We start from the raw sequence: 22,649 nt of genomic DNA on the forward strand, positions 1-22,649 counted from the left end.
ATATGCATATAAATAGAGCGAATGTCATGTAACCTGCGTAAATTCGCTACGTATTTGGTACACCAACTCGCTAAGACGCCGCTCATGAAAACATCTGCTACTCTCCCCGACATTCGTACCGAAGGCGACATTAAGACTTTGGTTGACACGCTGTGCTCCAAAGCCACCAATGACACCTTGTTAGGAGCACGTTTTGGCGCTGCGGCCCGTATTCACTGGCCCCAGTATCTCACCACCCAATACCGTTACTGGAGCAGCACCCTGCTGGGCAAAGGTACCCAGGAAGGTGAGCCCCTGCCCGAGCAGCTGGCCCTGCCCACCAGCGGCCCGCACATCGAGCACTGGGTTAAATTATTCTCCTCCGCCGTAGAGGAATGCTTCGCGGGCTCCAAGGCTGAAGAAGCCAAAAAGCTGGCCCGGCAGATGGCTACTCGCCTCAGCCTGAGCCGCACCCGCGAGTTGCCCGTCGACTAATCACACCCACTTCCCTTTCCCACCCTTTTTCTGCAAATCTGTTCTGGTTTCCTCCTTTCACTCCTCCCACCCCAAGCTTTGGTGCTCCACACGCTAAGGCTTAAACCAAGAAAAAACCCGTACTGAACTCAGTACGGGTTTCTTTTTTAGCGCCGGGCACCGGTTAGCTCAGCCCCGGAATGAGAAAAGAGCTTTTAGTCCTCTTTGTACAACTTCCCCGCCTTGTCGGCCGAAAGCCGGATGCCTTTAATCATGGCTGAGCTGAAGCCGTGGTGCTCCATTTCGTTGAGGCCCGCAATGGTGCAGCCCTTGGGCGAAGTTACTTTGTCGATTTCCTGCTCGGGGTGTGAAGCCAGCTGCAACAGCAAATCGGCCGCACCTTTCGCCGTTTGGGCCGCCATCTTCAGGGCATCGTGGGCGTGAAACCCGATTTCGGTGCCCCCCTGGGAAGCAGCCCGAATGGCCCGCAGAAAGAAGGCCACGCCGCAGGCACAGAGCGCCGTAGCGGACGTCATCAGTTCCTCGTTGATGCGCACAGTCATTCCCACCGTATCAAACAGCTTTTCCACTAAAGCCAGGTCGTCGTCCAGTTCCTGGTCACTGGCAATACAGGTCATGGACTGGCCGATACCGATGGCCGTATTGGGCATGGCCCGCACCACGCGCAGGGCAGCTCCAGCCTGGTTGCGGATATCCTGGCAGCTTACGCCGGAAATTACCGAAATCAGCAGGTGCTTATCGGGGTTAAAGGCAGTTTTGATGCTATCCAGCAGCTTATTGAGCTGTTGGGGCAGCACGGCCAGCACTACGATGTCGGCCTGCTCCACGGCCGCCAGGTTGTCGGCAGTAGTCTGGTAGCCGGCCTGGGCCAGCGGGGCCAGGGCAGCAGCATTGCGGCGGGTCAGGGTTATGGCTTCGGGGGCCGACATGCCGGCTTTTACCAATCCTTTCGCCAGCGAAATTCCAATGTTGCCACTGCCCAGAATGGCAATCTTCGTCGTGTTTTCCATTGCGTATGCGGGTTAGCCACCTCGTTGGCAGCGGTGTAAACTAGCTGATTTTGTTCAGGTTGGTGCAGCAAGGACACAAAAAAGGGCGGCTCCAGTTGCTGGGCCGCCCTTTCGCAAGGTTGAATATGCTACCAATTACACGCCCAGCAGCAGGCGCGTCGGGTCCTCGAGCAGCTCTTTCACGCGCACCAGGAACGACACCGACTCGCGGCCGTCGATGATGCGGTGGTCGTAGCTCAGGGCCAGGTACATCATGGGGCGAATCACCACCTGACCGTTTTCGGCAATCGGACGCTGCACGATGTTGTGCATACCCAGGATGGCCGACTGCGGCGCGTTGATAATCGGGGTGCTCATCATGGAGCCGAATACGCCACCGTTGGTGATGGTAAACGTACCACCAGTCATCTGCTCGATGGTCAGCTTATTGTCGCGGGCCAGGCCGGCGAGGCGCTGAATTTCCTTCTCAATACCGTCGAACGACAACTCTTCGGCGTTGCGAATCACGGGCACCACCAGTCCTTTGGGGCCGAAACGGCAATGCTGATGTCGCAGAAGTCGTTGTACAGGATGTCGGTACCGTCAATCTGGGCATTCACGGCGGGCCACTCTTTCAGAGCCACGCACACGGCCTTGGTGAAGAACGACATGAAGCCGAGGCCCACGCTGTGCTTCTCCTTGAACTTGTCCTTGAACTTATTGCGCAGGTCCATGATGGGCTGCATGTTTACCTCGTTGAAGGTGGTAAGCATGGCCGTTTCATTCTTCACCGACACCAGGCGGCGGGCAACGGTCTTGCGCAGGTTGCTCATCCGCTCCCGACGCACGTTGCGGCTGCCGCTGGCGGCCGGAGCCGGGGCAGCCGCAGGCTTAGCGGCGGGGCAGCGGCCGGAGCGGCAGCGGGTGCCGGAGCGGCAGCGGGTGCCGGAGCAGCCGGACGGGCCTGGGCGTTCAGCGCATCCTCTTTGGTAATCCGACCATCCCGGCCCGAGCCTTGCACGTCACCGGCGGCAATGCCTTTCTCACCCAGAATCTTGCCGGCAGCCGGCGAAGGCGTTCCGGTAGCATAGCTGGAAGCGCTGGCCGAAGCCGGAGCGGCAGCAGCCGGAGCAGCTTGGGCAGCAGCCGGAGCCGCGGCTGGCGCTGGGGCCGCAGCTGCGCCACTGCCACCCTCGATGCGGGCAATGGTAGCGCCGATACCGATGGTTTCGCCTTCCTTCACGGCATGACGCAGCGTGCCGGCTCCTTCAGCGGGCAACTCAAAAGTGGCTTTGTCCGACTCGAGTTCGGCAATAACCTCGTCGCGCTGCACCTGGGCACCGTCGGGCTTCAGCCATTTGGCTACGGTTACTTCCGTGATGGATTCGCCTACGGCTGGAATCTTCATTTCTACGGTAGCACCGCCACCGGCAGCCGGAGCAGCAGCGGTCGGAGCTGCGGCAGTAGGCGTATCGGCCGAGACGGCCTGTGACCCGCCGTAGCCCGACTGGTTGCTGGCCTGCGGGTTCTGCTCGCCCTGGGTTACGGGGTCAGCAGCCGGAGCCGCCGGAACTGCAGCGGCCTGGGCTGAGCAGCGGGAGCGGCTGGCGCAGCCGGAGTGGCAGCCCCGTCGCCGTTGATGCTGGCAATGGTAGTGCCGATGCCGATGGTTTCGCCTTCAGCAACCTGAATCTTGAGGACGCCGTCGGTTTCGGCGGGTAGCTCAAAGGTGGCCTTATCGGACTCCAGCTCGGCAATAACTTCGTCGCGCTTTACCGTGTCGCCGTCCTGCTTCAGCCATTTGGCAATGGTTACTTCGGTGATGGATTCGCCGACGGCGGGTATTTTAATTTCCAGACCCATGGGAAGGGAGTTAGAAGGGTTTCAAGTGAAATTAAAGCACGAAGCACTGACTTCGCGCCGCGTAGCACCCCGAAGGCACCACGCACGGAACAGGGCAAACCGGCTTCCCGCAAGCTAAGCAGGAAAGCCGGTTTGCGCTACCGCTATTCAGACTTTTGGGCGTTGGCAGCCGTTTCCTTGATGGTCTCGTCGGCCACGGCTTCTTTGGGCTTATCAAAAGCCCGGGCAATCAGCTCCTTCTGCTCCTTGATATGCACTTTGTTGTAGCCAGTAGCGGGCGAAGCCGAAGGCTTGCGGGCAATAACGTCTTCCAGCTCGCGGCGCATGAAGCGCAGCAGGTAGTTCCAGTAGCCCATGTTCTCCGGCTCTTCCTGCACCCAGTAGAGTTTCGCTTTGGGGTACTTAGCCAGTTCGGCGTCGAGCTGCTTCTTAGGGAAGGGGTGCAATTGCTCTAAACGAACAATGGCCACATCGGTACGACCCGAGGTACGCTGCTCTTCCAGCAAGTCAAAGTAGACTTTGCCCGAGCACAGTAGCACGCGCTTCACCTTTTTGGCGTCGGCATACACGTCGCCGAGCACTTCGCGGAATGAGCCGGAGGTAAACTCCTCGACCGGCGACACGCACAGCGGATGGCGCAGCATCGACTTGGGCGACATCACTACCAGGGGCTTGCGGAAGCTCCAGGTCAGCTGCCGGCGTAGGGCATGGAAGAAGTTGGCCGGCGTGGTCATGTTAGCCACGACGATGTTGTGCTCGGCGGCCAGCTGTAAGAACCGCTCGGGGCGGGCGTTTGAGTGCTCCGGGCCCTGGCCCTCGTAGCCGTGGGGCAGCTGCATCACAATGCCGTTCATGCGCTGCCACTTGCTTTCCGACGACACCACGAACTGGTCAATCATGGTCTGGGCACCGTTGGCGAAGTCGCCGAACTGGGCTTCCCAGATAACCAGGGCCGTGGGGTTAGCCATAGCGTAGCCGAATTCGAAGCCCAGCACCGCGTACTCACTTAGCAGCGAGTTGTAGATGCTCAGCTTTTCCTGGCCTTCGCCGATGTAGTTCAGCGAGTTATAAGGGGCAGAAGTCTCGGCGTCGTGCAGTACGGCGTGGCGGTGCGAGAAAGTACCGCGCTGCACGTCCTGCCCGCTGACGCGCACAATGTGCTTTTCGCTCAGCAAGGAGCCATAGGCCAGCAACTCACCAGCGGCCCAGTTCAGGACGCGGGTATCGAAGAACATCTTCTTGCGCTCTTCAATCAGCTTTTCAATCTGCTTCAGGGGACGGAAGCCTTCGGGCAGCGTGGTCAGGGCCTTGCCGACCTGCTGCACCACTTCTTCGCTAATGCCGGTTTCGGGCGACTGCTCGAAGTCCTCTGGCTTGGAGCGACGCAGGCTGCGCCACTCGTTTTCCAAGGCTTGGTAGTTGTAGGGCAGAGGCTTCTGCTTTACCATGTCGAGGCGGGCCTGCAGGGTGTCGCGGAACTCCTTGTCCATCTGAGCCGCCAGCTGCGCGTCTACGTCGCCGCGCTGCACCAGCGTCGCGTTGTAGACTTCGCGCGGGTTCTGGTGCTTGCTGATGATGTTGTAGAGCGTGGGCTGGGTGAACTTGGGCTCATCCGACTCGTTGTGGCCGTGGCGGCGGTAGCACACCATATCAATAAAGATATCGGCGTGAAACTGCTGGCGGTACTCGGTAGCGAGGCGCACGGCAAATACTACGGCCTCAGGGTCGTCGCCATTCACGTGCAGCACTGGCGCATCAATAATTTTGGCTAGGTCCGTGCTGTAGATAGACGAGCGGGCGTCTTCAAAGTCGGTGGTGAAACCAACCTGGTTATTAATCACAAAGTGAATGGTGCCGCCGGTCTTGTAGCCTTCCAGCTGCGACATTTGCGTCAGCTCGTAACCAATACCCTGCCCGGCCAAAGCTGCGTCGCCGTGGATGAGGATGGGCAGAATCTGGTGATAGTCGCCACCGTACTGGTGTTCAATCTTGGCCCGGACGAAGCCTTCTACCACGGGGTTCACCGCTTCAAGGTGCGAGGGGTTGGGCGCCAGTTTCAGGTTCACCTTGCGGCCCGCTTCGCTTTCTACCTCCGAGCTGTAGCCCATGTGGTACTTCACGTCGCCGTCGCCCATGGTCAAATCCGGTACGGCCGTCCCCTCGAATTCCGAGAAGATCTGCTCGTAGGTCTTGCCCATGATGTTGGCCAGCACGTTGAGTCGGCCGCGGTGGGCCATGCCAATCATGACCTCATTCACGCCCAGCTCCGAAGCCTTATTGATAATGGCATCGAGGGCAGGAATCGTGGTTTCACCGCCTTCCAGGGAGAAGCGCTTCTGGCCCAGGAATTTGGTATGCAGGAAGTTCTCAAAAACAACAGCTTCGTTGAGCTTCTTTAGGATGCGCTTCTTGTACTCTACACCGGGGTTGAAAGCCAGCGAGTCTTTCTCGACCTTAGCCCGGAACCAGTCCAGGATCTGCGGGTCGCGGATATACATATACTCGAAGCCGATGCTACGGGTATAAATTTTCTCGAGGGCCGAAATGATGTCGCGCAGTTTGGCGCTGGCGCCAAGGCCAATGGCTTCGCCGTTCTTGAACGTCGTGTCCAAGTCGCCTTCGCTCAAACCGAAGTCGGCAATGTCGAGGCGGGCTTTGCGGTCTTTGCGTTCCCGCACCGGGTTGGTTTTGGCGCGCAGGTGGCCGCGGCTGCGGTAGGCATGAATCAGGTTGCTGACCTGGGTTTCCTTGTCAGCCGACACCGTGTCGACGGCCCGAATCTGACCAGCACCGTCCGTAGAGGCATTGGTGCTAAGCACACCGGAGCCAACTACCTGAGCTTCTCCGTCGGCAGGGTACTGCTGGGAGAAGTCGAAGCCTTCGAAGAATTTGCGCCAGCCGAAGTCTACCGACTCAGGGTCGGCCTGATAGGCTTTGTAGAGCTGGTCGATGTAGTCGCCATGGGCATTGGCGATATAAGAGTAAGCGTCCATGGGAAAAGGAGCTAAGTGAAGTGGCGTAAATGTATTACGCTTCACAGTAAGGCAAAAACCTAAATTCGATTACACAAATATGCCTGTATTTCACAAGCTTATTTTCCGCAACCCTTGATTCTGCATAATGGTGCCAGCCAATCTATTCAAAATAAAGCGCAAAGCTTTCCAGCACTGCCGGAAAGCTTTGCGCTTCAAGGAGTTATTATTTGGGCAAGGCCATCTTAAAAATCCAGTAAGGTTGGTCCTGCTTACCGACGCCCTTATTCCAAGTCGGCGTTTTGTGGATGGCGGATGCCGTAACATACATAGTGCCATCAGCGGTGAAGGCAAAGGTGTCGGGCCACTGCAGACGGGTATCCTGCACTACCGTCGTAATTTTGCCATTCGGCGTGCGGCGCTTTATGGAATGATCTTCAAAAGCTGTCAAATACAGGTTATTGGCCGCATCGATTTCCATTCCGTCGCAGGCCGGCACTTTGCCTAAGTCTTCAATCTGCTGGGCGAGTTGAGCGTCCGTTAAAGCTGGATTGCGCAAGGCTTCCGTTTTGATGCGGTAGAGCTTATAGCTGGTAAGCGGCTTCCAGTACAAGTATTGCAAATCCTGACTCAGGGCAATGCCGTCGGCGTTGAACCGGGCCCGTTTGCCGGTTGCATCAATCATCTCGTGCCCATCGGCCTTAATATTCAGGGTAGTGTCGCCAAGCATGGAAGTATGTTTGGTTAGTACCCGGCGAGCTTTGCCGGCTTTCAAATCCACCACGACCAAGCTGCCTTCCCCCGATTCGGTGATATAGGCGTAGCTGTTCTGGGTGTCGACGCGCACGTCGTTGAGGTAGGATTTGCGCGGAGCCACATTTTCCGGGAAGCTGATGTTCTGCACTACTTTATTCGTAGCGGGGTCAATCTTAACCAACTTCGGTCCGCCGGGCACCGTGGCTTTCAAACCGGGCGAAGCGGGGTCGAGTACCCAAAGCATGCCGGTTTTGTCGGCGTGTACACTTTGGGGACAAATCCAGTGCTTCTGGGGCTCGTTGCGGGTAGTTTCGTTCCACATGCACCAGGTAGCATCGGGGTAGGGCTTGACTGAGCCGTCCGTCCCGATTTCAGCAACCGGCGCTACGGGGTTGTCGTCCCAGCGCGGGAAGTCGCCAAACGTGCGGCCGTCGGGCAGTACGGCCACGCCCACAATCTGCGGCTCCCGAAACTCAGCGACTACCTGCAAGGGCGAGTTTGCCGCTGCGCCCGTGGCCGAGGAATCAGCGGAAGCTGAGTTATTGTTGGCAGCATCTGCTCCCTCGGGCGTGGCAGGCGAAGAGCAGGCAACCGAAAAAGCAGCGAGAAACAAACCACAGCTATAGGTGGCCATTTGACGGCCGGCAGCGGAATAAAGGAAAGAGGACATAGTCGAGCTTAATTGTGTTTTGAAAGGATGAAAAAGGAAGTAAAGAGGGTCAGGAACTCAACTATTACTTACGACTTCATCCCCGAGTGGTTTAGCTCAGCCTCAACCTTAAGGAAGCATTGAACGAACTAATCACGCCTTTTTATTGTTTTGTTAATATTATTTATTACTTTAGTATATATTTCCACTATATAGCCCCGACTTTTACTCCCGTACGACAACCTTTTGTGGTCTTATGGAGTTAACCCCTCCTTGCCCGCCTTCCATATAGGCAACCCATTCTCTTCGGGTGTGAAGAAGAGTCCACCAACCTAACCGCCATGTCTATTGCGTTAGTCCTACTGACCCTCCTGTTTCCTCCGCGGCCCATTTTTTCCGCAGCTCTTCCTTCTACTGTCGCTCACCTGAGCCCTCGTACAGTGGCTTTCGTTCCGGCTCCCGTTATTGCCCAACGTCCACCCCGCCGCCTACCTACTTTCACGGTTACGGCAACCATTTACGAAGCTGAAGCTCGGCAAACGGACTCCGAGCCCTTCGTTACGGCCGACAATTCGCGCATCCCGCGGCGGCACTCCAGCAAAATGCGCTGGATGGCTTTATCCCGGGACCTGCTCAAAAAGTGGGGCGGCCACTTTGATTACGGCGACTCCGTCCGCGTAACCGGCATTTCGCCCAAGCTCGACGGCAACTACATCATTCACGACACCATGAACCGGCGGCACCGGCACTGCATGGATATCCTGGCCGCGAAGTCGGAACACTTGGATGAAATGTGGAAAAACGTGAAGATTGTAAAGATTGAGCCGCAGTGGCGCGCCAGCTAAGCCACGCTTTACTGCCTTTTCCTTTTTTGCCCCCAAAGCCGCAGCGTTGACTGCACTTTTGGGTGGAACCCTGTTTTTTACTGGGCTGCTTAACCAGCCAAACCCTCCCAGCGCTCCAGCGTTAGCGGTTCGCCGTCCTGGTCGTACAGGTAGCTTAAAGGCTGCCGGGGGTCACGCATGATTTCGGTGTAGGGAATCTGCCACCGTTTCCACATTTCCTGCAGCGAAGTACCGTAAGCGGAGTTTTCCCAGGGATTGAAAATCTCCCGGGTCACATCGTCAATGAGCGTATCGAATACCAGCTCCGTGTCGCCGGGCTGCACTGGGCGCGGAAAATAGTCGGGCACTACGTTCAGCAGATACGCGCCGTAGTACACCCGGGCCTTGAACTCGGCAATCTGAATGGGGTGCAGGGGTCGCTGGGCATCCCGGTATACGCGCCCCATAGCTTGGCGCAATAATCCGTTGTCAATCAAGCAACTGACCAGCACTGTTTCATCGAGCTTGATGCTGAAGGTCATCGTGCTCAGGTCGTCGTCGTACTCGAAGGGAATGGTGTCTTCGAGCGGCGCGGTTTCAAGAACAAAAATGGAGGCCGGCGTGAAATCCTCGTACACGATGGGTACACGCAGGGCCTGAAACACTTGGAAAAAGCACTGCAGCTTGCGCAGGAGCTGGGTGTTTTCGGCCAGCGGATACAGCGGCTTCACCAAGGGGTCCAGCTCGTTGAGAATTTCGAGCAGCATGACTCCGTAGAACATCTTGCCCAGCCACAGAAACAGCGTTTTCTCATCGAGGCTGCGCAGAGCTTCGGGGCTGGCCTGCACGGCCTGAGCCACGGTTTGCTCCAAAGGCTGCACGTGCTGCTGTCGGCACTCGGCGCAGCAGGGCATACGCAGCTCGGGGTAGGCCAATACGCTCTGGTCGAGCAGCTTAATCTGCAGATCAGCCAGCTGGTAGCGCTCCAGTAACCAGCCATCAAACACCAGTACCGAGTCGGAGGGCGCGGGCGTGGGCGTGCCGCACAGAAAGCAGTGCTTGGCGAAGCGCATGCCCGTAAACGGGTCGTAGAGCGAAAGGTCGGGCGTGGTGGTGAGCATAAGCGGCACTAAAAAATGAAGGCGCAAAAGTACGATGCCCCGGCGAGATTCGGCCATTGCCAGGCGACTTTGCCGCGGGTGCGCCTAACAACCAAAAGCCTCCGCCAGTGTTTGGCGGAGGCTTTTGGTTGGGTAACAATCCGGAACTAGCGGGAAAGTGAGGAACCCATTTTAATCAGCAGCTTGCCTAGCTGGGTGAGCGGGCCGCTGTAGTCATCGGAGGTTTCGTCGGCTACCTTTACGGTTTCGGCACCGAGGGTAGCCAGGGTTTCGGCAATATCGTGGGCGGCGGTATCCGGAGTTTCCAGTTGCTCGCGAAGCGTAACCAGTTCCTGGATGATCTTGGCCAGGCCCGGCCGCTCGGAAGCGCGCAATACTTGTTCCCAACGGTCTATTTCGCCTAAGCCACGCTGGTCGGCCTTCTCAGGCACTCCGTTGTTGAGCAATGCCAGCGTATCATCGAGCAGGGCCGAGTTTTGCTGGTCGGTCACGTCCAGGGGAACCGTGGGCGTGGGCGTATTTTGGGGCGTGGGCGCAGTAGAATCCATGGGTAGAGCGAAAAAAGCGAAAGATCTTCCCTGCTATACTGGCTTCTTTCCAGAAAAGTTAAGTCACCAAGGTCGAGCCGCGTGCGTACAACCCGCCCGGCCCCTGTTCGGCTCCGTCAGGCCGCTTTTTTCCATCTATGCTGCACGTTTCCATTCTGTCTTCCTTTTCTGACTCCGCCCGGCGGGAGCAATTTGAGGCCGTCCGAGCCGCTTTGGCGGCCGAGCCTCACCCGCTCCCCACCCTGCTGCTGGGCAACGTGCCGGGTGCGGAAGGAGAAGTGCTGGATGCCGTAGTGCTGCGCCCCCATCTGATTACGATTCTGGTACTGGAGCCCCGCGGCGGCCGGCTTACCATCCGCGACTTTGCCCACGCTGCCTGGCAGCTCGACGCAACTCCCCTGACCGGAGCAGCCGGAGCCGACAACCCGTTTCAACAGTTTCTGCAGCAGAAATTGGCCCTCACCCGCCTGCTGGCACCCTATTTACAAGCCGGCCAGGCCAATCTGAATTTCATCAGCGGCCTGCTGCTTTTTGGCGAACCGGTGACGTTTGGACCGGAAGTGGAAGAGCGGATGAGTGCGGTGCCCGCCGCCAACAACTTTCAGCTGCTGGCCGACCCCAGCCGCTTCACCCGGCGCTTGGCTCAGCTGGCCACCCCCGAAATTGACCTGACGGCCGCCGACCTGCAGCAGCTGGCCGCCGAGTTGAATGCCACTCCTGCTTCGACGGAAACAATAGCAGCGCTAGAGACGGAACCCGAGCCTGATACCGCCACCGCGGACGACCCAGCATCCAGAACGGCGGGGGAATTTCTGCAACAGAAAGCTTCACAACTGTGGCGCTGGCTGGGCGCCGAAGATGTACATGACTTGGAAGAGGCCCCCTATGGCTACGCGGAAACCGCCCTAGCCGCCCGCAACCGCGAAAAGCAGGAGCTTGAGCGGCTGCAGGCGGCCATGCAGCGGGAACTGGCCACCCAACTGCGGGCCATGGAAGCGCGGGAAGCCGAGCGGGAAAAAAGCATTGCCCAGCTGCGCCAACAACTGGCTGCCGCCCCACCCGTAGCGCCCGAGGCTACCCAGCTCCAGGAAAGGCTGGCGGCAGAAAGTCGGGAGAAGGAGGTGCTGGACGCGGCCATTCAGGCTTCGCGGGCCGAATCCGAGGCCCGCAACCGGGAACTGGACGCCAAGATTCAGCAGCTGGAGCAACTCATGCAGCGCCTGCAAGCTCCAGCTGCGGCCGGACCGTCGGCAACGGCGGCAGCCGCCCCGGCCGTAACGGGCAGCTCCGCTTCCCCGACGCTGCGCCCGGCTATCCAGTCCGGCTTCCGGCAGTTGCGGGCTTGGCGGCGGCGGCTACCCCGCCTGGCGGCCCTGGGGACTGGCGTGCTGGCTCTGGTGCTGGTGGCAAGTGGTGTAAAGTCGCTGACGGCGGGCCGCCCAGCCGCTTCGAGCAGAATGGCCGCTGGGGCTTGCTGGCAGCAGATGGCGACACCGTGCTACCCGCCCGCTATACCAGCCTGGGTGAATTCGACGACGAGCGGGCCGTGGTGGAACAGGCCGGCGCGTTTGGCTTTATCGACGAAGACGGCAAAGAGCTGCTGCCCCCTACCTACGATGCGCTGAACCCCTACCGCGGCGGCTACGCCCGGGTACGGGTGGGCAATACCTATACCTTTATCGACGAGGACGGGCAGGAATTTGACCATTACTATTATAATGCCCTGGACTTTTCCGAAGGCTACGCGGCCGTGCTCGACTACCGGGGCTGGTTCTACATTGACGGACCCGACGTACCCACACAGGCGCCAAAAGTGTTTCGGGAGGCATACTCCTTTCACGACGGACTAGCCCGGGTGCGGCTAGCCGATGGCTATACCTTTATTCGCAAAAGTTACCTGAGCAGCGACGAGCCCGAAACCAAGCCTTTTGGCCGCTACACCTACGCCTCCGACTTTGCCGACGGCAAGGCCCGCGTAACCCAGGACGGCCGCACGTTCTATATTGACCAGGACGCCGACCCAGTGGAATAATGCTCGGGCGGGAAGCTAGTCGTCGTGCTTTTTATGCTTGCCCTTGCCGTGCTTGGGCTTTTTGTGATGCCCCCAGCCCCGGCCTTTCCCTTTGCCCCGGTCTACCTGCCGCAGGTAAGCCGCGGCTGCCGTGGGCGGGCCCACAGCGGCAGTACCGGCTGGGGCCAACAGCACTGGTGCATTGCCGCCACCAGTTACGGATACTACGGTGCCATTCAGGTCGCAACCCTTGCCTTCTGCCAGCTCGGTGCGGTGCCCGTCGCGAGATACTACAAACCCGTCGCGGGTAATGATGCGGCCATTAGGCAGGTGGGCGTCGCGGGTCATGGGCCGCCTCACTCCGTTGCGAATGACAAACATGGCCCCATCCTGCCGCTGAAATCCGTCGTTGCGGCTGCGGCTCTGCCCCGGCGCCGAGAAGGAAGCAGCCAAACAGCACACGAACAATAGGCGGGCAAAAGAACGGAAAGCGGGCAAAATACTAGGGCTTAGGCGAAACGTGACCAACCTACGGGGAGATGACTGCACAAGTTTTCAGTGATTTTCGGTGAACGGCTGGGTTACTTTTAAGCTCGAACAGTATGAAAGCAAACCTAAACTTCTAATTCAAGACCCTTTAGCCATGAAAATGTCCTTCAAAGCCCTGTTTGTTGCCGCTGCTGCCTGCGCCATGTTCGCTACTACTTCCTGCTCGGAGAAAACCCAGGAAAATGCTGAAGCCACCGCCGAAAGCGCTGCTAGCGACGCTGCCACGACCACTGAAAATGCTGCTGACGCTACCGCCAACGCCGCTGGCGAGGTAAAAGCCGACATGGCTCCCGAGGCTGGCGACACGGCTGTTGTAGTAAACAAAGAAGCCGACAAGCTGGTGGAAGAAGCTCCCAAGCAATAGTTTCAACGGGTTATTTAACCCATGGAAAAGGCCCGCGCTACTACAGTGCGGGCCTTTTTTGCTTTCCTGGCTGGAGCAGGCTCTACCGGGCGGCCGTGGCCGAGAGTTCCAGCAGCACGTCGTAGTAAGGCCGGTTTACTACCCGGGATTTCAGCCAGGCGTAGAAGCTCATAGCGTGCAGGTCTTCGCGCTCCAGGGGCAGAAAGTCGGGTAGAGCTTCCATCCGGGCTACAAAGGCCGGCTTAGAGGGTGCAGCCGGGTCGTCGATGATTTCGCGCACCAGGCCCAGGTAGCTGAGCACGTAGTGATAGTCGCCGCCTTCCTCGCCGAGCCGCTCGCGCAGCATCCGCTCGATGCCCCGCAGGCGGTTGAGGGCCAGGTCGGGGTTGCCCATTTCCAGCTGTACCAGCATTTCGCCCAGGCTTTTGTTGAATACCCATTCCAGGCCCATCTGCTGCTCGCACCACCTATCGGAGCGGCCGATGCCGATGAGCACCTGGTTGGTCTTGTTGAATTTGCCCTCAGCAAAATAGTGGAAGCCTAGTCCCAGGCGGGCCGTAAGCTGGTCACGGGGGTTGAGCACCACGTCGCGGCCCTTGAGCACTTCTTCCAGCAGCTGAATACTCTCGGTATTGCGGCGCAGAAAGGCGTAGTTGGCGGCCAGCAAAAACGTGTACTTAGGCACAAAGTCGGCATAATGGCCGCGCGGACCGGCGTACAGGGCCGTACGCAGTTGCTCCAGGTACTCGATGGACTCGGTGAAGCGACGCGTGCGGTAGAGGCCGTGCGCAATCATGTAAAGCAGGCTGAGCTGATAGTAGCGGTGGGCCGAGGCAAAGCCGTGCCGCTTTTCCATCAGCTTGTAACACCGAATCACGAAGGGTGTGAAGGAGGCAAAGTCGCGGCGGGCCAGCATGGCGCTGCGGGCAATGGCCATGAGCCGGTACAGCAACGACGGGCGACGGGCAAAGGCCTCCTGCAGGTCGTATTCGCGCAAGACCTCCTGCATAATGCCGTCGAATGACTCGCCGGCCCGACCCCGGCCCCGGGCCTCGCGCAGGCGCTGCCGAATGAGGCTGTGCGCAATACCGGCCCGTTCCTCTTCGTCGGCGGCCTTTTTGTTGAGGTTGCGCCGCTTGATGATGTCGTTCAGGTCGTCGGCGTACTCACTGTCGGCCTGGGCTATCTGCAGGTTATAAATCGTGTTGAGCAGCTCGTATTGCTCGTTGGTTTGGGCCTGCTTTTCGGCCTTGCGCAGCGTAAGCCACGCCAACCGCGGAATACCGGCCTCAAACAGATACTGGGCTAGCGTCAGCTGCCCCCGCACCGAGGAAGCGGCCGTAGGATCCTGCTGCCGCTGGCGCAGCAACAGAAAATCGGTAACGTGGCGCATAAGACGCTTGCGCAGAGCGTAGTAAGCCACCGTGTTGGGCTCTTCCGGGTAAAGGCGGGTTACGAGCTCGTCGGTGTCGTATTCTTTCTGGTGCAGCAGCAGCTCGTACAGGCGGGAGTCCATCCGGCCCTTCTGCTTTTTGCGCTGGCGCTGAATAAACCGGCCAAAATCCTTCCGGTCTTCCGCCGAAAAGGTGGCAAGGGTAGTGCGTAAGTCATCCATGGAGTAAAGCGAAGATGACGATAAATCTACAAAGTCGAATTATTAATATTCAAGTTATTGCCCATCAGACTCATCCTTCTGATTTAGCCACTATTTAAAAATCTATTCCAGCAAAAACATGGCTGACAACCGTCCAGATTATCCGTGCATCTTTCCACTACTACTCATTAATCATCCTGTCACGCCATGCAACGTATTGTACTCACGCTTTTTTTCGTCCTGCTAGCCTTGGTTACCCAGGCCCAGGATGTGCTCACCAAACAAAACGGGGAGGAAGTTCAGGTAAAAGTGCTGGAAATAACGCCTACGGAAGTGCACTACAAGCGCTTCGATTATCTGGACGGGCCCCTGATTATTGTACGCAAATCGGACGTCTTCATGATTCGCTACGCCAACGGCACCAAGGAGCTGTTCGGAGCTTCCTCGGGGCCCACGGGCGCGGTGCCCGGCAAACCGGCCGCTGCTTCCGGCACCGTAGTACCCGGCGACGAAGACCCGGCCTTCGATGAAGTGCATTTGGGCGGGCCACGCATCGGGTTCACGGTGCTAGCGGGCGGCGTGGCCGACCGGGCCCGGTCGGACCATAACGTAAAGCCCTTTCTGACCCAGTTTGGCTGGCAGTTTGAAACCCGCATTTTCCGTTTGCCCAACGGCACGTCGGGTCTGGTAGAGTTTGTGCCCCTGATTGGCGGCCTGGAGCAAAATAAGTTTGTGCCCAGCCTGAATGCGCTAATCGGTATCCGGGGCCCCAAAGGACTGGAGTTTGGCCTGGGGCCGAATGTGTCGCCGATAAGTGCGAGCATCGTGCTGGCCGTGGGTACCAGTTTCCGCTCACACGGAGTAAACTTCCCGGTGAACCTTGCGGTGGTACCCGGCAACGGCGGGGCCCGCTTCAGCCTCTTATTTGGATTTAACTCCCGGCGTAACTAACTATCAAACATATGCTTACCCCTTTACTTTCAGCCTTCCCAATGCGCTTTGCTCTTATTATTCTGGGCTGCCTGCTGAGTCAGGTTGCCATGGCCCAGCACGACGTTATTCTGCGGACCAATGGTGAAGAAATTCAGGCCAAGATCCTGACGGTGGGGCCCGAGGCTATCCGCTACGTCCGCCGCGACACAGCCAGCACCGACACGCTGCGGATAGCCGCTACCGAGGTTTTTCTGGTACGCTACGCCAACGGCACCCGGGAATTGATTAAGCAGCCAGCAGTTGCCAGCTCAGGTTTGGTGGGGCTTTCCAGGTCGGAGGCCATGCGGCAGGGCACGGCAGATGCCCGCAAGTACTTTCGGGCACCCGGTACTTTCTGGGGCACGTATGGGGCTACGCTGGTCAACCCGCTGGCCGGGCTGGTAACGGGAGTAGCAGTGGGCGGTAGCCGCCCGCCTACTCACAACCTGACTGTGCCCGATGCCAACCTGCTGCAAAACCCAGATTATGTGCGCGCCTACCGCCAGCAAGCCAAGAACCAGAAACTCGGGAAAGCCGCGGCCGGCTTCGGCGCGGGCATGGGCACGCTGCTAGTAGTGGTAGCCGTTATTCTGAACAGTACTACCCACTGGTAAGCACCTGGCCTGGACCCTCTTTCAGCCCAAACCCAGGCTTGCCCTCAATATGCTGAAGGCAACTATACTCTTACAAAAGCCCCGCCCCGGACGTAATTAGGCTCGGGGCGGGGCTCTTTTTTGGTAAAACACCCGTTAGTATATAGCAGCCCACTAATTAAAAGCCGCAAAACCTTATTCTCGCGGCAGAGCTTAGCGCTGTATACTTATGGTTATTAGTCCCGAAGAACTTCGTAAGCTGGGCGACGCAACCCTACTAGGGCTACCGAAAACGGCCTTTTTCTGCTCGCGGCACTACCCCAGCAGCGTGGAGCGGCCCACGTACCTGTGGGCCCTGGAGCAGCGGGCGGCCGAACGGTGCATTATTTCCGGCTTCCACTCCATGCTGGAGCAAACCGTGTTTCGGTATCTACTGCAGGGGCTGCAGCAGCCCATTGTTTATGCCCTGGGACGAGGCATTCAGCCCAATATCAACCTCGAGTACCAACCCGAAATTGAGGCCGGGCGCCTGCTTTTTATTACGCCTTTTGAGTCCGAAGTCCAGACCGTCACCCAGGATACGGCCGATATCCGGAACCTGCTGGTGGCGGAGTTGGCCGAGCAGTTTTTCATTCCCTACGCCACGCCCCAGGGTAATCTGACCCGGTTGCTACAGAGCCCAGCGGCCCAGGGCAAGCCTGTTCTAACGCTTGACATCCCCGAAAACCAGGCGTTGCTTGACCAGGGAGCCCGCGTGTTTCGTCCCAGCGGTATCCTGGGCCGGCATGGGCAGCGGCTCTGAGCCGGAACAACTGTACCCAAACCACGAAGGAGCCCGTAAGCAGGAGCAGTATTCATTTACTCCTCTCCACTATGGCCTCCATTTCTTCCGCACTTCCTCATCCTTCCCCCTCCCAGGGTATCCGCACCCTGGCCCGTTTTGGCTTCGCGGCCAAAGGCGTGGTGTATCTTACCATGGGCATTTTGGCGCTGCTGGCCGCTACTGGTCAGCGGGGCGGCCAAACCACCGACAAGCAGCAGGCCGTGCAGGTCATTCAAGATTTGCCCATGGGCCGGTTTCTGCTGGGCCTCATTGCCCTGGGACTGGCCGGCTACGTTATCTGGCGCTTTACCCAGGCCCTGCGCGACACTGAGAACAAGGGCAACGGCGCCAAGGGCATCGGTCGGCGCATCGGCTACGCGGCCAGCGGCTTGTTTTACGTCGGTCTGGCTTACTACGCAGGCAAAGCAGCCTGGGAAAACACGGCCGTAAGCAGCGCCGGCGGCGGGGGCAACTCCAAGCAGTCCATGGTAGCCACACTGCTGGAACAGTCGTACGGTCCCTGGCTGGTGGGGGCCATTGGCTTGTTCATCATCGGCACGGGCCTCTACCAGATCGGGCGGGCCTACTCGGGCAAGTTTGCCAAGCACGTAAACGCCAGCAGCCTGCCCGCTGAGCAGCAGAAGATTGTGTACCGCACCGGCCAGGTAGGCTACACGGCCCGGGGCATTGTCATGGCCATTATTGGCTACTTTTTTGTGCAGGCCGCTCGTCACTCCAATGCCGGCGAAGTACAGGACACCGAAGGCGCCTTTGACCTGCTGAGCTCAATGGGTCCTAGCGTGCTGGGCGTCGTAGCCCTGGGCCTGGTAGCGTACGGCGTGTATATGGTTGTACAAGCCAAATACCCGGTGCTTAACGGGGTTTAAGCGCCCGTTGTCTAGTCATAAAAAAGGCCCGCTGCTCAGCGGGCCTTTTTTGTTGGTTAGTCGGCTACGTAGTCACTCAGGTACTGGTACCGCTCGGTGAGTTGGCTGCCGCGGGCAATGGTAGCCCGCTCAATCACCTCGTCGGCATCGTCGCTGAGCAGGTGGGGAAACACGTTGTCGAGCAGCTGGCGACCAAAGTCCCGGGAGGCGTTGCGGGGCAGCTCGCAGGGCAGGTTGTCTACGGCCATCATGGTGATGTTGCCAGCACGGGAGCAAGGCTCTTCCAGTTCCCCGGTCTGCGGGTTGTAGTCAAAAAGTGGGTTCTGAATGCTGCTGCTGCGCTTGGTGCACGGGATGGAGCCGTTTACGTCGCAGGTCACGTCGGCAATGGTGTTGATGCGGAATTCCGGGTTGCGGGTATCCTCTTCCTCAAACAGCTTGGGGGCCGTGGGGTGCCAGTAGGCGCAGGCAATGAGCAGGTCCGTCACGGGCAGAAACTTGTCGAACGTGCTCTTGTACAGCTGCGGGTTGCGGTGGAAGTCGGGGGTGTCCCACACCCGGCCGTCGATGCGGGCATTGTAATCGGAACTGCGCAGCTGGGCGTACACGGGCTCCTTGAAGTCCAGGTACAAATAGTCGTACACGCTGACCTTGCGGATGCCCATCCGGTCGAGTACTTCCAGGGCGCCCTGGGCCACGCGGCCCGAGCCGGTTACGGCAATCTTGATGGGCGGCAGCTTCTTGACCTTGAAAAACTCTTCCTGCATGTCGTCCATGTCCACGCACTGGTAGGCGGGCTTGAGGCGGTAGAGCTCGTGTTTCCGGCCGTAGGTCAGCAGCCCATTATACGCCCCCACGATGCCGGCATAGCGCCCGAAGGCTACAATCCGCTCCCCATTGGCGTTGGTCAGCATCTCGTAGTCAATCAGGGTAATGTTCTTTTGCAGAATGGCCCGCAGTAGCTCCCGGTTGGCGGGCTGCTTTTTCACAGTGTGCGAGAAGAACAGATAGGTCTTGTCCGGAATCAGTTGAGCTACCGGCACTTCCTTCACGCCCATCAGAATGTCGCACTGGTTCATATGGGGACTTACCTGAATGCCCAGGTCGCGGTATTCCTGGTCGGAATAGCTGCGCACGGGGCTTTCCTGCACCACCACGGTCAGCCCGGGAAAGGTACTTTGGGCCTCCACGCACTTTTTGGGCGTCAGGGGCACGCGTTTGTCCGGCGGATTCTTGCCTTCGCAGATAATGCCAAGGGTCACTTTTCGCATGGGGTTGAGATTGGGTGGGAACGAGTTGGGAAAAGCAAAGCTAGTTTTTTAGGGCAAGTATGCGGCCTACCTCATTCCTGGCGGCGAAGCTGGCTACCCTTTGGCGCTGCTGCTCTTTCCCAGGATATGGCTGTTTTTGAAAAAGGCTCTAAAACAGCCCATCCTCCGAAATATGGAGGTCCTGCTTGCGCCAAAAACCCCGGAACCAGCCCAGCCTTTTTCGTCTGGTTCCTAGCCAGCTTTCCGCCTCGTTATTGCCTTGAGCCCGGGAAGAGGTTCGGCCAAATAGCGGCGGCCAAAAATTAGGCGACCAACGACGCATAAGTGCGGAACAAGTCGAAACTTTTGCCGGTTTTAGGGCTTATCCGTGAAGCCTTTTCGCGCTACCTTTGTCAGGGGCTCCTTACCGGGCCAGCCCCTGTGCCACCCTCATCCACTCCCTTTATGATTCTCAAAACCAAGCCCGCCGACGTATTTGTGGACCGCCATAACGGTCCGGATGCTGAGGCAGTGGCCGCCATGCTCCGCACCATCGGGGTAGACTCGGTCGAGCAGCTCATCGACGAAACAGTGCCCGCCGCCATCCGGCTCAAGCGCGAGTTGAACCTGCCCGCTGCCCTCACGGAGCGGGCTTTTTTGGCGAAATTCAAAGGCATTGCCAGTAAGAATAAGATTTACAAGAACTACATCGGCCTGGGCTACCACGACACGGCCCTGCCGGCCGTAATTCAGCGCAACATCCTGGAAAATCCGGGCTGGTACACGGCCTACACGCCCTACCAGGCCGAAATTGCCCAGGGCCGCCTCGAAGCCCTGATCAACTACCAGACCATGGTAATTGACCTTACGGGCCTCGAAATTGCCAACGCCAGCCTGCTCGACGAAGGCACCGCCGCCGCCGAGACCATGCACATGTTCCACAGCCAGAGCAAGAAGAAAAACGCCACGCGCTTCTTCGTTTCGGACCTCGTGCTGCCCCAGACCATTGATTTGATGCGCACCCGCGCCACCCCGCTTGGCATCGAGCTGGTGGTGGGTGACCACCGTTCGGTTGATTTGTCGGACGATTCGCTGTTTGGCGCCCTGCTGCAGTACCCCGCCGCCGACGGCCAGATTTTCGACTACAAAGACTTTATCAGCAAGGCCCACGACCACGGCATTTTCGTGACCGTAGCCGCTGATTTGATGGCCCTGACCCTGCTCACGCCTCCCGGCGAGCTGGGTGCCGACGCCTGCGTGGGCAACTCCCAGCGCTTCGGCGTACCGATGGGGTACGGCGGCCCCCACGCCGGCTTCCTGGCCACCAAAGACGCTTTCAAGCGCGTGATTCCCGGCCGTATCATCGGCCAGAGCATTGATGCGGCCGGCAACAAGGCCTACCGCATGGCCCTGCAGACCCGCGAGCAGCACATCCGCCGCGAAAAAGCTACCTCCAACATCTGCACCGCCCAGGTGCTCTTGTCGGTGCTGGCTGGCATGTACGCTGTGTATCATGGTCCGCAGCGCATCCGCCAGTTTGCCACCAACATCCACGCCCTGACTCAGCTGCTGGAAAAGGAGCTCAAGGCTCTGGGCCTGGAGCAAGCCAACGAGTTCTATTTTGACACGCTCAACATCCAGCTGGAAAGCGCCGAGCTGCAGCAGGCCGTGAAGCGCGAAGCCGAAGCCGCTGGCATCAACTTCCGCTACTTCGGCGAGTCGAACGTGGGCATTTCCCTGCACCAGAACACCGAAGCTTCCGACGTAGCCTTCATCGTGGCCGTGTTTGCCAAGGTGCTGGGTAAGTCGGCCGCGGAAGCCGTGGAAATTCCCGAGGAAGTAGAGCTGACCTGGCCCAAGAACTTGGTCCGCACCTCGGAGTACCTGACCCACCCCATCTTCAACACGCACCACTCCGAGCACGAGATGCTACGCTACATGAAGCAGCTGGAAAACAAGGACCTGAGCCTGGCTCACTCCATGATTCCGCTGGGCTCGTGCACGATGAAGCTCAACGCCACGGCCGAAATGATTCCGGTGACCTGGCCCGAAATCGGTAGCCTCCACCCCTTCGCCCCGCGCGAGCAGGCCCAGGGCTACCAGCAGATTTTCGAGGACCTGGAAGCCTGGCTCTGCGAGGTAACGCGCTTTGCCGCCGTTAGCTTGCAGCCTAACTCGGGCGCCCAGGGGGAATACGCCGGTCTGCTCGTGATTCGCGCCTACCACGAAGGCAACGGCCAGGGTCACCGCAACATTGCTCTGATTCCGGCTTCAGCCCACGGTACCAACCCCGCTTCGGCCGTTATGGCCGGCATGCAGGTGGTAGTTGTGAAAAGCTCGGACGCCGGTGAAATCGATGTAGAAGACCTCAAGGCCAAAGCCGCCCAGCACGCCGACAACCTGAGCTGCCTGATGGTAACCTACCCCAGCACCCACGGTGTGTACGAGGAAACCATCATCGACATCTGCGAGACGATTCACCAGCACGGCGGCCGCGTGTACATGGACGGCGCCAACATGAACGCCCAAGTGGGCCTCACTTCACCCGCCACCATCGGGGCCGACGTGTGCCACCTGAACCTGCACAAGACCTTCTGCATCCCCCACGGCGGCGGCGGCCCCGGCGTAGGCCCCATCGGCGTAGTAGCTGATCTGGCTCCCTACCTGCCCGGTCACGTGGTAGTCGAAGTTGGTCACAAAAAAGCTACCGGCGCCGTTTCGTCGGCTCCCTGGGGCTCAGCCAGCATTCTGCCCATCAGCTACGCCTACATTTCGATGATGGGTGGCGAAGGGCTGAAAGCCGCTACCCAGACGGCTATTCTGAACGCCAACTACATCAAGGCCCGCCTCGAGGAGCATTATCCCGTGCTCTACACCGGTGCCAACGGCCGCTGCGCCCACGAAATGATTCTGGACTGCCGCCAGTTCAAGAAGGCCGGCATCGAGGTCGAGGATATTGCCAAGCGCCTCATGGACTACGGGTACCACGCCCCCACGGTGTCTTTCCCCGTAGCCGGCACCCTGATGGTGGAGCCCACCGAATCGGAAAGCAAGGAGGAGCTGGATCGCTTCTGCGACGCCATGATTTCGATTCGCAAGGAAATTACCGAAGTAGAGTCGGGTAAGGCTGATGCCAAGGATAACGTGCTCAAGCATGCTCCGCACACCGCCGCGGCCGTGCTCAGCCACGAGTGGAACCGGCCTTACTCGCGTGAGCAGGCCGTGTACCCCTTGCCCTACACGCGTATGGCCAAGTTCTGGCCCACCGTTAGCCGCATCGACTCGGCTTACGGCGACCGGAACCTGATCTGCTCCTGCACCCCGCTGGAGGAGTACGCCGACCACGAAGAGCAGCTAGTAGCCACCGACAAAGGACCTTCCTACTAAGCCCTGCTTACTGACCTAAAAAG

Annotated in this window: 18 protein-coding genes and 1 pseudogene; 10 read left to right on the forward strand and 9 right to left on the reverse strand. The window is 58.9% G+C overall.

Going from position 1 to position 22,649, the window contains the following annotated elements:
* Nucleotides 1-84 precede the first annotated feature (84 nt).
* The gene (locus MUN79_RS02530; protein WP_244676241.1) at nucleotides 85-474 is read left to right on the forward strand and encodes a group III truncated hemoglobin; all 390 of its coding nucleotides are present in this window, start codon (nucleotides 85-87) and stop codon (nucleotides 472-474) included.
* A gap of 194 nt (nucleotides 475-668) precedes the next feature.
* Here MUN79_RS02530 and proC read toward each other — a convergent pair whose 3' ends face one another.
* The 4 genes and pseudogenes from proC to MUN79_RS02550 all read right to left on the reverse strand — a co-directional run bounded on the left by proC (nucleotide 669) and on the right by MUN79_RS02550 (nucleotide 7,688).
* Nucleotides 669-1,484 carry a pyrroline-5-carboxylate reductase gene (gene proC, locus MUN79_RS02535; RefSeq protein WP_244676242.1) on the reverse strand — a complete coding sequence of 272 codons (816 nt, stop codon included), beginning with the start codon at nucleotides 1,482-1,484 and terminating at the stop codon, nucleotides 669-671.
* A gap of 135 nt (nucleotides 1,485-1,619) precedes the next feature.
* Nucleotides 1,620-3,326, reverse strand: a pseudogene (odhB, locus tag MUN79_RS02540) (2-oxoglutarate dehydrogenase complex dihydrolipoyllysine-residue succinyltransferase).
* Nucleotides 3,327-3,469: 143 nt separating this feature from the next.
* Nucleotides 3,470-6,319, reverse strand: a complete 2,850-nt coding sequence (locus MUN79_RS02545; RefSeq protein ID WP_244676243.1) for a 2-oxoglutarate dehydrogenase E1 component — start codon at nucleotides 6,317-6,319, stop codon at nucleotides 3,470-3,472.
* Between the two features lie 205 nt (nucleotides 6,320-6,524).
* Nucleotides 6,525-7,688 carry an L-dopachrome tautomerase-related protein gene (locus MUN79_RS02550; RefSeq protein ID WP_244676244.1) on the reverse strand — a complete coding sequence of 388 codons (1,164 nt, stop codon included), beginning with the start codon at nucleotides 7,686-7,688 and terminating at the stop codon, nucleotides 6,525-6,527.
* Between the two features lie 455 nt (nucleotides 7,689-8,143).
* On the opposite strand from MUN79_RS02550, the gene MUN79_RS02555 reads away from it, so the two are divergent.
* Nucleotides 8,144-8,548 carry an RlpA-like double-psi beta-barrel domain-containing protein gene (locus MUN79_RS02555; RefSeq protein ID WP_244676245.1) on the forward strand — a complete coding sequence of 135 codons (405 nt, stop codon included), beginning with the start codon at nucleotides 8,144-8,146 and terminating at the stop codon, nucleotides 8,546-8,548.
* An 89-nt stretch (nucleotides 8,549-8,637) separates the two neighbouring features.
* Here the strand turns inward: MUN79_RS02555 and MUN79_RS02560 are convergent, their stop codons facing one another.
* Nucleotides 8,638-9,648 (reverse strand): hypothetical protein, encoded by a 1,011-nt coding sequence (locus MUN79_RS02560; protein ID WP_244676246.1) that lies wholly within the window; start codon nucleotides 9,646-9,648, stop codon nucleotides 8,638-8,640.
* Nucleotides 9,649-9,794: 146 nt separating this feature from the next.
* Entirely contained in the window at nucleotides 9,795-10,196 is a 402-nt protein-coding gene (locus MUN79_RS02565; RefSeq protein WP_244676247.1) for a hypothetical protein, read from the reverse strand.
* Between the two features lie 137 nt (nucleotides 10,197-10,333).
* Here MUN79_RS02565 and MUN79_RS02570 point away from each other — a divergent pair, with 137 nt between their 5' ends.
* Both MUN79_RS02570 and MUN79_RS02575 read left to right on the forward strand, forming a co-directional pair.
* A complete protein-coding gene (locus tag MUN79_RS02570; RefSeq protein WP_244676248.1) occupies nucleotides 10,334-11,821 on the forward strand; it encodes a hypothetical protein in 1,488 nt (495 codons plus the stop codon).
* The gene (locus tag MUN79_RS02575) at nucleotides 11,746-12,228 is read left to right on the forward strand and encodes a WG repeat-containing protein (RefSeq protein ID WP_244678266.1); all 483 of its coding nucleotides are present in this window, start codon (nucleotides 11,746-11,748) and stop codon (nucleotides 12,226-12,228) included. The genes MUN79_RS02570 and MUN79_RS02575 overlap by 76 nt, the downstream gene beginning before the upstream one ends.
* 15 nt (nucleotides 12,229-12,243) lie before the next feature.
* On the opposite strand, the gene MUN79_RS02580 is transcribed toward MUN79_RS02575, so the two are convergent.
* Nucleotides 12,244-12,660, reverse strand: coding sequence for a DUF6799 domain-containing protein (locus MUN79_RS02580; RefSeq protein WP_244676249.1), 417 nt, complete (start codon nucleotides 12,658-12,660; stop codon nucleotides 12,244-12,246).
* A 196-nt stretch (nucleotides 12,661-12,856) separates the two neighbouring features.
* Between MUN79_RS02580 and MUN79_RS02585 the strand changes: the two genes are divergently transcribed.
* A complete protein-coding gene (locus tag MUN79_RS02585; RefSeq protein ID WP_244676250.1) occupies nucleotides 12,857-13,120 on the forward strand; it encodes a hypothetical protein in 264 nt (87 codons plus the stop codon).
* 82 nt (nucleotides 13,121-13,202) lie between these two features.
* Here the strand turns inward: MUN79_RS02585 and MUN79_RS02590 are convergent, their stop codons facing one another.
* Nucleotides 13,203-14,735 carry a hypothetical protein gene (locus tag MUN79_RS02590; RefSeq protein ID WP_244676251.1) on the reverse strand — a complete coding sequence of 511 codons (1,533 nt, stop codon included), beginning with the start codon at nucleotides 14,733-14,735 and terminating at the stop codon, nucleotides 13,203-13,205.
* 186 nt (nucleotides 14,736-14,921) lie between these two features.
* Here MUN79_RS02590 and MUN79_RS02595 point away from each other — a divergent pair, with 186 nt between their 5' ends.
* The 4 genes from MUN79_RS02595 to MUN79_RS02610 all read left to right on the forward strand — a co-directional run bounded on the left by MUN79_RS02595 (nucleotide 14,922) and on the right by MUN79_RS02610 (nucleotide 17,989).
* A complete protein-coding gene (locus MUN79_RS02595) occupies nucleotides 14,922-15,665 on the forward strand; it encodes a hypothetical protein (protein ID WP_244676252.1) in 744 nt (247 codons plus the stop codon).
* Between the two features lie 41 nt (nucleotides 15,666-15,706).
* Complete coding sequence (locus MUN79_RS02600) at nucleotides 15,707-16,300, forward strand: hypothetical protein (protein WP_244676253.1); 594 nt, start codon at nucleotides 15,707-15,709, stop codon at nucleotides 16,298-16,300.
* A 208-nt stretch (nucleotides 16,301-16,508) separates the two neighbouring features.
* Nucleotides 16,509-17,081 (forward strand): hypothetical protein, encoded by a 573-nt coding sequence (locus MUN79_RS02605; RefSeq protein WP_244676254.1) that lies wholly within the window; start codon nucleotides 16,509-16,511, stop codon nucleotides 17,079-17,081.
* 71 nt (nucleotides 17,082-17,152) lie between these two features.
* On the forward strand, nucleotides 17,153-17,989 hold the full coding sequence (locus tag MUN79_RS02610) for a DUF1206 domain-containing protein (RefSeq protein ID WP_244676255.1): 837 nt from the start codon (nucleotides 17,153-17,155) through the stop codon (nucleotides 17,987-17,989).
* Nucleotides 17,990-18,045: 56 nt separating this feature from the next.
* Here MUN79_RS02610 and MUN79_RS02615 read toward each other — a convergent pair whose 3' ends face one another.
* On the reverse strand, nucleotides 18,046-19,260 hold the full coding sequence (locus tag MUN79_RS02615; RefSeq protein ID WP_244676256.1) for an NAD(P)-dependent oxidoreductase: 1,215 nt from the start codon (nucleotides 19,258-19,260) through the stop codon (nucleotides 18,046-18,048).
* Between the two features lie 444 nt (nucleotides 19,261-19,704).
* On the opposite strand from MUN79_RS02615, the gene gcvP reads away from it, so the two are divergent.
* The gene (gcvP, locus tag MUN79_RS02620) at nucleotides 19,705-22,626 is read left to right on the forward strand and encodes an aminomethyl-transferring glycine dehydrogenase (RefSeq protein WP_244676257.1); all 2,922 of its coding nucleotides are present in this window, start codon (nucleotides 19,705-19,707) and stop codon (nucleotides 22,624-22,626) included.
* Nucleotides 22,627-22,649: the final 23 nt, after the last annotated feature.

Origin of the sequence: Hymenobacter cellulosilyticus, assembly GCF_022919215.1 — a bacterium.
GTDB lineage: Bacteria > Bacteroidota > Bacteroidia > Cytophagales > Hymenobacteraceae > Hymenobacter > Hymenobacter cellulosilyticus.

Excerpts from the sequence above, each read along its gene's own strand:
- MUN79_RS02530 (WP_244676241.1), top strand. The coding sequence starts at position 85 with ATGAAAACATCTGCTACTCTCCCCGACATTCGTACCGAAGGCGACATT.
- proC (WP_244676242.1), bottom strand. The coding sequence starts at position 1,484 with ATGGAAAACACGACGAAGATTGCCATTCTGGGCAGTGGCAACATTGGA.
- MUN79_RS02545 (WP_244676243.1), bottom strand. The coding sequence starts at position 6,319 with ATGGACGCTTACTCTTATATCGCCAATGCCCATGGCGACTACATCGAC.
- MUN79_RS02550 (WP_244676244.1), bottom strand. The coding sequence starts at position 7,688 with ATGGCCACCTATAGCTGTGGTTTGTTTCTCGCTGCTTTTTCGGTTGCC.
- MUN79_RS02560 (WP_244676246.1), bottom strand. The coding sequence starts at position 9,648 with ATGCTCACCACCACGCCCGACCTTTCGCTCTACGACCCGTTTACGGGC.
- MUN79_RS02565 (WP_244676247.1), bottom strand. The coding sequence starts at position 10,196 with ATGGATTCTACTGCGCCCACGCCCCAAAATACGCCCACGCCCACGGTT.
- MUN79_RS02570 (WP_244676248.1), top strand. The coding sequence starts at position 10,334 with ATGCTGCACGTTTCCATTCTGTCTTCCTTTTCTGACTCCGCCCGGCGG.
- MUN79_RS02585 (WP_244676250.1), top strand. The coding sequence starts at position 12,857 with ATGTCCTTCAAAGCCCTGTTTGTTGCCGCTGCTGCCTGCGCCATGTTC.
- MUN79_RS02590 (WP_244676251.1), bottom strand. The coding sequence starts at position 14,735 with ATGGATGACTTACGCACTACCCTTGCCACCTTTTCGGCGGAAGACCGG.
- MUN79_RS02595 (WP_244676252.1), top strand. The coding sequence starts at position 14,922 with ATGCAACGTATTGTACTCACGCTTTTTTTCGTCCTGCTAGCCTTGGTT.
- MUN79_RS02600 (WP_244676253.1), top strand. The coding sequence starts at position 15,707 with ATGCGCTTTGCTCTTATTATTCTGGGCTGCCTGCTGAGTCAGGTTGCC.
- MUN79_RS02605 (WP_244676254.1), top strand. The coding sequence starts at position 16,509 with ATGGTTATTAGTCCCGAAGAACTTCGTAAGCTGGGCGACGCAACCCTA.
- MUN79_RS02610 (WP_244676255.1), top strand. The coding sequence starts at position 17,153 with ATGGCCTCCATTTCTTCCGCACTTCCTCATCCTTCCCCCTCCCAGGGT.
- MUN79_RS02615 (WP_244676256.1), bottom strand. The coding sequence starts at position 19,260 with ATGCGAAAAGTGACCCTTGGCATTATCTGCGAAGGCAAGAATCCGCCG.
- gcvP (WP_244676257.1), top strand. The coding sequence starts at position 19,705 with ATGATTCTCAAAACCAAGCCCGCCGACGTATTTGTGGACCGCCATAAC.